The sequence below is a fragment of the Brumimicrobium aurantiacum genome, assembly GCF_003402975.1.
Lineage (GTDB): Bacteria > Bacteroidota > Bacteroidia > Flavobacteriales_D > Crocinitomicaceae > Brumimicrobium > Brumimicrobium aurantiacum.
Genome location: NZ_QURB01000005.1, coordinates 181,044 through 192,184, shown reverse-complemented (window position 1 = coordinate 192,184; position 11,141 = coordinate 181,044). Strand labels below are relative to the sequence as shown.

Sequence of the window (11,141 nt, the reverse complement as noted above, 5' to 3'; positions counted from 1 at the left end):
CCTTATAAATTTGAAAATTTAAACGAATAACTGAGGAGGAGGCGAAGCCGGTTCTATTGACCTTGTAAGAACAGGAGTTTTTGATAAATTATAAGGTGAACTATGGGCGTCAAACATTAATGGTTCTGCCAATGTTATTTCATCATCTGAAGAAAATAAAGTGCGAAAGACATAGTTGAGGTAGTCATTCTTAGATTGTTGTTCAGGATTTTGGTTAATTAGACTATTGGTGAGTCGCGCCAATTTTCTATTGAGGGCAGTTTCTTCATGATCCCACCACAAATCATAGCTCACAGAATCCTGAGAATAGCTTCTTGTTACAATATCATACATTTCGCCTTGCCATTCAAACTCCTTTTCGTGTTTCCAGTCTAAAAGCTTTGCAGTATCCTCTTTTGCAAAAGAAAAAGTGATTAATTCCTCTTTAGGAATACCTTGCATCAATTGACGTTTAACCGATTTCTGTATGGCTGTTTTTTCAAACTTCAACCAACAATATATTCCTGTAAACGGCAAAATCAGCGCCAGGATAAATAATATTGGTATTCGTTTTCTCATGAACACAAATGTACACAATTGTTCATTTAAAAAACACTTTTCCAGTCTTAGGTTGATTGTACGGTAGTTTTGGAGGATTATTTAAGGATGGGAAATTAAGATTTCAGGTTAGCGATTGAACATAAACATGTCGCCACGCTGTGGCTTAGGGTCTTTTAATGATGGTTTTTCATTAAGGTTTAGCCACGCTGTGGCTTTCCGTAGAAAGTTTTACGAAAATTGATACTTAAGAATGTGACTACTTTATGATTTATCATGCAGCCCACGGAGTGGGTGAAATGTTATTAAAAAACGTATTGCGTTTTTTGTTAAGCCACAGCGTGGCGACATAGTAAATTACACAACTTCTTAAAAAGTAACATTCCTCATTTATTTTGTCATGATTTTATTGAAATCTCGCCAAAATCAAGTCAATCTAATCACTATTGGTGAGGATCGAAACCCTCATCGATAGTTCATGTGTTTTAGTGAATAATCGTGTGTTTTTGATAACCATTAGAAATGGCTAATATGAAAGTCTTTATTAATTAGCTAATACTTATGTATCGCACCAATTATGAAAAAACAAAAGCAAGGAGAATAGAGAGCATCGCAATTACCCAAACTCTCGAGAAAAGTGAAAATAATTTTATGAATTTGTCTATCTTTAATGAGATTTCCGAATCATTTAACTGCTCAATTTCTGAAAGCTTGATTAGGCTATTGACATAGTTTCGAGTGTGTTTGGATGAACCAAAGTTAGTGATCATCTTTAAAAAATAAGAAGAACTACTTTTGATTTTGTCGGTCGACTGAGTCAAAGAACTCGTATTCATCGGATTATTTAGTCGAGGACCTATTCCAGCTAAATCTGAATTTATTTTTTTCTTAATGACAGCTATTCTTAACATAGTTATCATTCCGATAATCCAGCAAATTATAAAAATGAATGTGAAAATAATAACAATCATAATTCAATTGATAACCATCAGTGAGGGATGAAACCCTCACCGATAGTATATTTTTTAAAATGGAATTCAGGATTACCCTACTTTTTCCAAACCAATTTTTGCGTCTCCTTCAACTTCGATATCTGCCGTGTAAACTTTTCCTTTTGGCTCGTCAATTGTTATTTCATTTGCCAATACTTCATCGGCAATGTATGCTTTATTTTCATTGATTGCAGCACTGATTTCTTCTGTAGTTTCTATCGAAACAACAATCTTGTCTGTCACTTCAAATTCTGCTTCTTTTCTGAAGTTTTGAATACGATTTACCAATTCTCTTGCAATTCCTTCTTGCTTTAATTCTGGGGAAATCGTAATGTCCATCGCAACGGTAATTCCACCTTCTGAAGTTACTAACCAACCAGGAATGTCATCTGTAACGATTTCAAAGTCATTCATGTCTAAAACAATTGCTTCTCCATTCACTTCTCCAGACCAACCTTGGTTCGATTCTACAGCAGCAATTTCTGCATCTCCCCAAGCGTTCACCATTCCAGCAATCGCCTTCATTTGCTTTCCGTATTTAGGACCAATAGTTTTAAAGTTTGGCTTAATCTTCTTCGTTAAAACGCCTGTTGTATCTTCCAATAACACCAATTCTTTCACATTTATTTCAGAAAGAATCAAATCTTTTACGTGTTCTATTCTAGATTTAAAACTTGGATCTAAAATAGGAACCATGATTTTCTGTAATGGTTGACGTACACGTATACGTTCCTTCTTACGTAGACTTAAAGCCATAGAAGAAACTTTTTGTGCAATTTCCATTTGTGCTTCCAATTCTTTGTCGATATCTTCCTCACTTACCGTTGGGAAATCAGCCAAATGAACTGATGTTGCAGTATGACGACCTGAAATACTATTCAAATCACAGAATAATTCATCTGTATAGAATGGTGCAATAGGCGCACTGATAATCGCAACAGCTTCTAAACATTCGTACAAAGTTTGGTATGCTGAAATTTTATCTGCAGAATATTCTCCTTTCCAGAATCGTCTTCTACATAAACGAACGTACCAATTTGACAATTGATCATTCACAAAATTCTGAATTAAACGTCCCGCTTTTGTTGGCTCGTATGTTTCAAATGCTTCATCAACATCCTTGATCAATGAATTCAATTTTGAAATAATCCAACGGTCAATTTCAGGTCTTTCACTCGTTGCTATTCTTTCCTCATCGTAAGAGAAACCATCGATGTTTGCGTATAAAGCAAAGAAAGAATAAGTATTGTAAAGGGTTCCAAAAAACTTACGTTGTGTTTCTTTAATTCCTTCTGTGTCAAACTTCAAATTATCCCAAGGGGAAGCGTTTGTAACCATGTACCAACGTGTAGCATCTGGTCCAAATTTTTCTAAAGTTACAAATGGATCAACAGCGTTTCCAAGTCGTTTAGACATTTTCTGTCCGTTCTTGTCTAACACTAATCCGTTTGAAATTACATTTTTGTATGCTACAGAATCAAATACACTTGTAGCAATTGCATGCAGCGTATAAAACCAACCTCTCGTTTGGTCAACTCCTTCGGCGATAAAATCACCAGGGAAAGCTTTATTTCCGTCAATTAATTCCTTGTTTTCAAATGGGTAATGCCATTGAGCATAAGGCATAGAACCTGAATCAAACCACACATCAATTAAATCTGCTTCTCTTTTCATCGGTTTTCCTGATGCAGAAACAAGTGTGATTTGGTCAACGTAGTTTTTATGTAAATCTACTTGATCGTAGTTTTCTTTTGACATGTCATTCACGTCGAAATCAGCCAACGGATTACTATCCATTACACCTGCTTCAACAGCTTTTTGACATTCCTCTTTCAATTGTTTGATTGAAGAAATACAAATAGACTCTTCTCCTTCATCAGTTCTCCAAATTGGAATTGGAATACCCCAATAACGCGAACGAGATAAATTCCAATCGTTAAGGTTTTCTAACCATTTCCCGAAACGTCCAGTTCCAGTAGATTCTGGTTGCCAATTGATGGTCTTATTCAATTCCATCATGCGGTCTTTGTTATCCGTTACACGCACAAACCAAGAATCCAATGGGTAGTATAAGATTGGCTTGTCAGTTCTCCAACAGTGCGGGTAACTGTGTTCGTATTTCTCAACACGGAAAGCCTTATTTTCTTCCTTTAATTTAATTGCGATTTGAACATCTACTGATTTTTCAGGTGCTTGACCTTCATCATAATATTCATTTTTCACATACATTCCTGCAAATTCACCCATTTCTGGACGGAATTTACCTTGTAAGTCAACCAAAGGAACTGGATTTCCATGTTCATCGGCAACTAACATTCCAGGAACATTGGCCTGCTTAGCGACCATGGCATCATCCGCACCAAATGTTGGAGCAGTATGTACGATTCCTGTACCATCTTCAGTAGTTACGAAATCTCCTAAGATCACTTGGAATGCGTTTTCAGGATTTTCCAACGGTAATGCATAAGGCAATAATTGCTCATAACGCATTCCTGCTAATTCTTTCCCTGTAAAGGTTTTTCCAACGAAATATGGAATTTTCTTGTCTCCTTCTTTGTATGATTTCAGATCTTCAACAGATTCAACCTGTGTAAACTTCTTATTGAACTGCTTTTTCAATAAAGGCAAAGCAACAACAACATTAATTGGCTCAAAAGTATATTGGTTAAAAGATTTAACCACAACATATTCGATTTTTGGACCAACAGTTAATGCAGTATTTGAAGGCAAAGTCCAAGGCGTTGTTGTCCAAGCTAGTAAGTGAACATCATTCAATTCTTCTCCTTCGATTGAAGCGTAAAGTGGTGCTGAATCCTCGTTTTTCACTACTTTAAATTGAGCAACACACGTTGTATCTTTTACATCTTGGTAACATCCGGGTTGGTTGATCTCGTGAGATGATAAACCTGTTCCTGCTTTTGGCGAATAAGGTTGAATTGTATAACCTTTGTAGATCATGTTTTTCTCATACAATTGACCCAATAACCACCAAACACTTTCCATGTATTTTGATTCGTAAGTAATGTATGGATTTTCCATGTCTACCCAATATCCCATTTTTTCAGTCAAGTCGTTCCACACATCTGTGTAGCGCATCACTGTTTTTTTACATGCAGCATTGTATTCTTCAACCGAAATTTTGTCTCCGATATCTTCCTTGGTAATTCCCAATTCTTTTTCAACACTCAATTCTACAGGCAAACCGTGTGTATCCCAACCTGCTTTACGGTTAACTTTATATCCTTTTAGCGTTTTATAGCGACAAAAAATATCTTTAATTGATCGCGCCATAACGTGGTGAATTCCAGGAAGTCCATTTGCTGAAGGCGGACCTTCGAAAAACACAAATGATTTTTCATCACTTTTAGAATCAATTGAAGCTTGAAAAACATTTTCTTGTTTCCATTTCTCAGCAACTTTTTTTGCTGATTCGGGTAAATTCAACCCTTTGTATTCTTGATATTTTGCGCTCATAATTTGCCTTTATTTTGCAGTTTGCAAATTTAATCATTTTAATCGGAATGCATTGCAAACGAAGTCGGAGATGATTATGACATCTTATTGCATAAAATCAGTTGTTATGATATTGATGAAGTTGGGTAAATGAATTAGATACGCAAGACTGTTATTAAATGTGTTGAAATTTATCGAAATCACCTATCATTTTTTGTAATTCATTATGGCAACAATACCTAAGAATAAAGCGATGAAGGTGGCGCCTTGCTGAGTTTCTAAAGTGTCTTCAGATATAAAAGAACCAATGGAAATTAAAGCAAATCCGATTCCTATAAAGTTGTGAAGAGAGATGTTTTTCCATAAGTAAAAGCACCAAAATGAAGTGAAGATTATAAATCCAAAAATCCCAAAGGAAATCCAAAATGTCATGAATTGGTTGTGGGCTCTTCTCCAAAAAGAAGGGTTTAATTGAGAATCCATTTCAGAATATACTTCGTTGAAAGATATTTGCAAATCACCAGTACCAACTCCAAATAACCAATTGTTTTGGATAATAATTGAGCCTGCCCTCCAATGTTCAAATCGTTGTAGCAGAGAATTTCCATCAGGGTCAAAACCGATGGAATAAAGGTATAACTCATTTCTCAATTGGGTTAAACGTTTTTTGAACGGATTGTATGTAAGATGTATTGAAGTTATCCCGTTTTCAATGTTTTCAATATCTTTTGGTGTTAGTTGATCCATCCCAACTTTGTCTTTGGGAAGTCCTTTGGAGCTCATATAACAGAAAATAACCGGTTTGATATTTTTACCATCTTTAGTAAGACCATTGAAAGGAATTTCGGATCGCTTTTTCCATTCCTTTTTTAATTCATTCTCTGCAATTAAAGAAGGGACATGATGACCATTTTCAAACCATAGGGTAGTGGTGTCGTTATAATAAGGTGTTCCTTGTTGACTATGTGTTGGAAGGTCACTAAAATTCAACAATGATTGATCAGGTGTTAAAAAGTCATAGCTTTTATACCCGGCAAAAATTAAACTACCAAAGAAAATAAGAATCACCAGAGAACGAACCTTGAAATTCTTGACTTGCATGATAAAGTAAATAAAACAGCCCAATCCTAAAAAGCAAAGCGCAACATAACCACTAAATACTTGGCTCATGATGGTATAGTAAATTAACCAAATGATTATGACGACATGTAAAGGCCACCATTTCTTGTTTTTTAGGGTAAAGTGAAGAATTACCAATATTCCCATCACAATGAGTAAACCATAGCGAATATGAGAACCAAAGCGCGAAAATTCTCGGTAATTGGCCTCAGGGTGATTGAGCATAAAGTTGATATTCACTATTGAGGTAAGCAATAATGAAGCTATAAATCCAAATAATATGTATTTCAATTGACTTTGCTTAATTGGATAAGCAATCATGACGATAGGAATAACAAATAATGGCAATTTAATGTTGATGTCACGTAATGCGTAGTTAAGGTCTGTGGAGTAAAAAACACCGACAAAATGAAGTAGAAATACGATCGCAATAAACCAGGTTGTTTTGCTCTTTTTTACACGAGAAATTACATTCTTAAAATCTCCGTTGAGTAGAAAATTAAGGGCAAGTAAAGCTGTTGCTAAAGACATCACCACTTTGTTTAATGGTAATCCAATAGCAAGAGAAAACACGGCAAATAAATTAATATTGTCGTGGGTTTTAGGACCGAATATTCGGTTAAGCATTTGTTTGTTTTAAGGTGTTAAAATGGCTTTGTATTCTGATTCGTTGTTCAGAATTTCAATTGCTTTTTTCAATGGTTTGTCGTCGTTGAAGGCGTTCAAAACTCGACCTTCTTGATAATAGTAACGAGAAACTATTTCATTGGCCAATATTTCTTTAATTTGGTCTTCAAACAAATCTAAATCATCTTTCTTTGATGCTTTAACCACTTTTTCAAGGGCTTCGAATTCGCCATCTATTTTCTCTTCATAGCCTTCTCTTTTGGCAACCTCCAGAACATTTTCTAATCGTTCTTGTGTTGCAGTTTTATATTCGAAGTCTTGCTTTAACACGTAGTTTTTGAATTCTTTATAAATTTTATCACCGACAAAAAATTCTTCAGCAGATGCAATTTCTTCGTTTTGTTGCGCAAATTGCGTTGCAAAATCAAAAATGATATTCTCCGCAGTTAAAACCGCAGTAAATCTTGACAAATTTTCTTCTTCAATTTTAATGTCTGGTTCAATCCCTCGACCGTCAATTACTTCTCTTCCGTTTTTGGTGTGGAATATTTTTATTAACGAATCAGGGACTTCATCTACTTTTCCGTCATTTTTATGGTAATAATCTAACTTCTGCACACATCGTCCAGAAGGCGTATAATATTTTGCAATGGTCAACTTCATTTTAGCTCCATACTTCAAATCAATTGTTCTTTGTACCAAACCTTTTCCAAAAGTGGTGTTTCCTATAATTACTCCTCTATCCAAATCTTGTAAGGAACCTGAAACAATCTCAGATGCAGATGCAGAGAATTCATCCACCAAAACAACTACCGGAATATCTATATCTAATGGAGCATTTTGTGTTTTGTAAGTCCTGTTTTCGTCTAAAATTCTACCTTTTGTTTTTACGATTTCTTCATTTTGAGGAACAAAAAAGTTAACAATATTGATAGATTCCATGAGCAAACCTCCGCCATTTCCGCGCAAATCTAAAATCAATTTTTCCATTCCATCTTTTGACAAATCTTCGAATGCAGATTTTACGTTTCGAGAAGCAGTTTGAGTAAAAGAACTCAATTTGATGTATCCAACCTTTCCTTTTTCGTCGACCATCCCAGAATATGGAACGTCAGGTACTTTAATTTCATCTCTACTCACCTCAATGGTTCTTACACCTTGATTTGGACGTTCGAATTCCAGCATAAAAGTTGACCCTTTTGCACCTTTTAAAGCATTAGAAACCACTTCTGAGTCTACATTTTTCATGCTTTTTCCGTCAATCGATATGATTTTGTCCCCTGCTTTTAAACCTGCTTTTTGTGCAGGCATATTTTCATACGGTTCAGCAATTATTACATGGTCTCCCGTTTTTCTAATTAAAGCCCCAATTCCACCATATTGCCCAGTGGTCATGAGTCGATAATCTTCAATGTTTGATTCGTGATAGTAAACTGTGTAAGGATCTAATTCATGTAACATTGCATCAATTGCAGCTTTTGAAATTTCTCCAGTTTTAGGTTCGTCCACATAATACTTGTCCAAGTTCATGTAAATCAAATCGATAAGTTCAAGATTTTTGATAACCTCAAAACCATTCGATTGAGAATGACTGTTGAAATTTACTCCAAAAAGAATAAAAATGGCAATTGCATAAATATTTCGCATAAAAAACTAGATTTTAGACTTCAAATGTAATGATAAAGGCAATAAATTAAGCCCTGTTCTTCACTAAACGTAGAAAAAGTGCTTCTATTTTATCGTAGATCTTTTGATATGGCTCTTCTTTGTTTCCGGTGTAGATTAAAAACAAAGCGAGTTGAGGTTGGTTTTCGGTCATTGACTGCTCAATAATATGTTTGTTTTTTCGTACCGCTTCTCTTATCAATCGCTTTATTCTATTGCGATCCACCGCTTTTTTGAATCTTCTTTTCGGTACAGAAATAACAATTTGAAAACACGTATTGGTTTTTAAATCTGTGTCTAAATAACGTAAAACAAAAGGATAGTTTTTTTCTGTTTTTCCTTTCTCAAAAACAGCTGTCATCACTTTTTTACTGCACAATTTATATTCTTTCCCGAACTTTTCATTCATGCTGTAAAAGTAGTGGTTTTTTGGTGACTTTATGAGTTGTATTCAATAAGAAGGAATTCAGAAAATATAATATTACACAACCTTATCAATTTCACTTTTTAAATCGGCACGTGATTGCAAACCGGAGGCTCTCCAGTTGATTTCACCATTTTTGAATAAGAGAAAGGTAGGAACACCTCTTACTTTATATTTTTGTGAAGCCGCTTGGTTTTTATCGACGTTGATTTTAAGTACACGTAACTTTTCGCCATACTGAGATTTAATTTCATCAACAATTGGATTCATCGTTTGACACGGTCCACACCAATCGGCATGAAAATCTACTAAAACAGGTGTATCACCTTTGATAATGTCTTTAAAACTACTCATGACTTTTCTTTTTCTTCTTTGAATTTTTGAATGGCTTCAGGGTCATAACCTGTGAATAAGTTAATCCAAACGAGTCTTCCCAATCTATAGCTTAAAGGCGCCAAAACCACTAATCCAACCAAAATATCAATAATATGTACCCAATATGGTGTTTCGGGATAAATAAGATAAACGGAAAGGAATATGGTTACGGAAAAAGCAACCGTAACGGCATAAGAAGCATACATGGCTCCATAGAAAAAACCATGTTCTTTTTCGTATTTATGTCCACAACTTGGACAATATTCGTGCATTTTATCAAACTTCTTTAAGTTGAAGATTTGACTGTATTTAAACACCTTTCCTTCATGACATCGTGGACATTTATTTGTCAACACGCTTTTTACTCTACTACCTTTCCAACCCATACAGCAAAGATAAAAATAATATCAATTGGTTTGTGACTTTTATTACATTATCATTCACTTTAGAATCATTTTAAATGCCAATCACGTGTTTTTCCTGTAAGTAGATTTAGTTTTTGAACAAATTCGTCATTTTCACCTTAAAAGATTGAGCTATCAAAAATTTGAAGATAGCATGAAATTTGATTAATGTCATTCTTCACTGTCTTTATTAACACTAGTGAAGGCTTTTCTTAATGGACTTTATATTTTCAGCATATCGTTTGGTTGGTTTTATGTTTAAGTGTCGCCACGCTGTGGCTTTATGATTGTTGATTCTACTTTTTTATTAACATCTCACCACGCTGTGGTGATTTAGAAGCTTACAACCCACAGCGTGGGTGAATTCTACTCAACTATCATTCTTCTGCATTTACATTGAATATTGATACCTTATTCTTGCCTATTCTAAAAATAACATCGAACTTTGCACCGCATTTATGGAAAAGAAGAAAAATATACGGTCGTTAACCAAAGGAGATTTAAAGAAAGCATTTACTGAAATGGGTGAAAAATCATTTCGTGCAACGCAAGTTTACGAATGGTTATGGCAGAAGAATGCCGCCAATTTTGACGAAATGACAAACCTAAGTGTTAAGCTTCGTGAGCAATTAAAGGAAACTTTCTTTATTGACCATATTACCTTGGATGAACAACAAGTTTCTAGTGACCGTACCATAAAATGTGCATTCAATGTTGGGGTAGGAAAAGTTGTTGAAGGTGTTTTGATTCCTACAAAAACAAGGATGACTGCATGTATTTCTTCGCAAGTTGGATGTAGTTTGGCGTGTAAATTTTGTGCTACCGGAAAACTTAAATTACTGAAGAATTTATCTGCGGGTGAGATTGTAGATCAAGTCGTTCACTTGAAAAACCTCTCGGAAAACAAGTATAACCAAAACTTGAGCAACATTGTTTATATGGGAATGGGTGAACCACTGCTCAACTATAAAAACATGTTGGAAAGCATTGATAAAATTACTTCTGAAGAAGGATTGGGAATGTCTCCAAAACGTATTACTGTTTCCACTGCTGGAATTGCCAAAATGATTAAAAAACTAGGTGATGACGAAGTAAAGTTCAACTTGGCACTTTCTCTTCATGCAGCGAATGATAAAAAACGTAATAAAATCATGGCGATTAACGAGACCAATAATTTAGAGGTCTTGGCAGAGTCATTACGATATTTCTATGGGAAAACAGGAACGAGAGTAACTTATGAATACATCATCTTTAGAGATTTTAATGATGAATTGGAAGACGCACAAGAGTTGGCCGAATTTTGCAAAATTGTACCATGTAAAGTGAATATCATTGAATACAATCCGATTGATGATGGTGAATTTCAGCAAGCAGATGCCAAAAAAGTAGATCGTTTTGCAGCCTATTTAGAAAATAAGAACATCATTGTTAACGTTCGCAGAAGTAGAGGAAAAGACATTGATGCCGCTTGTGGACAATTGGCCAATAAAAATGAAGTGGTTACCGAAAGAATGTTGAAGTAGAATCGGTCCACTTAATATGAAC

The 11,141-nt window shown here is 35.0% G+C and carries 8 protein-coding genes; 1 reads left to right on the top strand and 7 read right to left on the bottom strand.

Annotated elements, in window-relative coordinates:
* Positions 1–18: 18 nt before the first annotated feature.
* From DXU93_RS09550 to DXU93_RS09515, 7 genes are all read right to left on the bottom strand, one after another.
* On the bottom strand, positions 19–558 hold the full coding sequence (locus DXU93_RS09550; protein ID WP_123776104.1) for a hypothetical protein: 540 nt from the start codon (positions 556–558) through the stop codon (positions 19–21).
* A gap of 1,022 nt (positions 559–1,580) precedes the next feature.
* On the bottom strand, positions 1,581–5,003 hold the full coding sequence (ileS, locus tag DXU93_RS09540) for an isoleucine--tRNA ligase (RefSeq protein ID WP_116881057.1): 3,423 nt from the start codon (positions 5,001–5,003) through the stop codon (positions 1,581–1,583).
* A 186-nt stretch (positions 5,004–5,189) separates the two neighbouring features.
* Positions 5,190–6,728, bottom strand: coding sequence for an O-antigen ligase family protein (locus tag DXU93_RS09535; RefSeq protein WP_116881056.1), 1,539 nt, complete (start codon positions 6,726–6,728; stop codon positions 5,190–5,192).
* Between the two features lie 9 nt (positions 6,729–6,737).
* Entirely contained in the window at positions 6,738–8,375 is a 1,638-nt protein-coding gene (locus DXU93_RS09530; protein WP_116881055.1) for a S41 family peptidase, read from the bottom strand.
* 46 nt (positions 8,376–8,421) lie between these two features.
* Entirely contained in the window at positions 8,422–8,802 is a 381-nt protein-coding gene (gene rnpA, locus DXU93_RS09525) for a ribonuclease P protein component (RefSeq protein ID WP_116881054.1), read from the bottom strand.
* A 72-nt stretch (positions 8,803–8,874) separates the two neighbouring features.
* The gene (gene trxA, locus DXU93_RS09520; RefSeq protein WP_116881053.1) at positions 8,875–9,171 is read right to left on the bottom strand and encodes a thioredoxin; all 297 of its coding nucleotides are present in this window, start codon (positions 9,169–9,171) and stop codon (positions 8,875–8,877) included.
* A complete protein-coding gene (locus DXU93_RS09515) occupies positions 9,168–9,578 on the bottom strand; it encodes a DUF983 domain-containing protein (RefSeq protein ID WP_116881052.1) in 411 nt (136 codons plus the stop codon). The genes trxA and DXU93_RS09515 overlap by 4 nt, the downstream gene beginning before the upstream one ends.
* 476 nt (positions 9,579–10,054) lie before the next feature.
* On the opposite strand from DXU93_RS09515, the gene rlmN reads away from it, so the two are divergent.
* A complete protein-coding gene (gene rlmN, locus DXU93_RS09510; RefSeq protein ID WP_116881051.1) occupies positions 10,055–11,119 on the top strand; it encodes a 23S rRNA (adenine(2503)-C(2))-methyltransferase RlmN in 1,065 nt (354 codons plus the stop codon).
* Positions 11,120–11,141: the final 22 nt, after the last annotated feature.

Bases quoted from the DNA above. Each gene is read 5' to 3' on its own strand.
- rnpA (WP_116881054.1), bottom strand. From the start codon at position 8,802: ATGAATGAAAAGTTCGGGAAAGAATATAAATTGTGCAGTAAAAAAGTG.
- DXU93_RS09550 (WP_123776104.1), bottom strand. From the start codon at position 558: ATGAGAAAACGAATACCAATATTATTTATCCTGGCGCTGATTTTGCCG.
- rlmN (WP_116881051.1), top strand. From the start codon at position 10,055: ATGGAAAAGAAGAAAAATATACGGTCGTTAACCAAAGGAGATTTAAAG.
- DXU93_RS09515 (WP_116881052.1), bottom strand. From the start codon at position 9,578: ATGGGTTGGAAAGGTAGTAGAGTAAAAAGCGTGTTGACAAATAAATGT.
- DXU93_RS09535 (WP_116881056.1), bottom strand. From the start codon at position 6,728: ATGCTTAACCGAATATTCGGTCCTAAAACCCACGACAATATTAATTTA.
- trxA (WP_116881053.1), bottom strand. From the start codon at position 9,171: ATGAGTAGTTTTAAAGACATTATCAAAGGTGATACACCTGTTTTAGTA.
- DXU93_RS09530 (WP_116881055.1), bottom strand. From the start codon at position 8,375: ATGCGAAATATTTATGCAATTGCCATTTTTATTCTTTTTGGAGTAAAT.
- ileS (WP_116881057.1), bottom strand. From the start codon at position 5,003: ATGAGCGCAAAATATCAAGAATACAAAGGGTTGAATTTACCCGAATCA.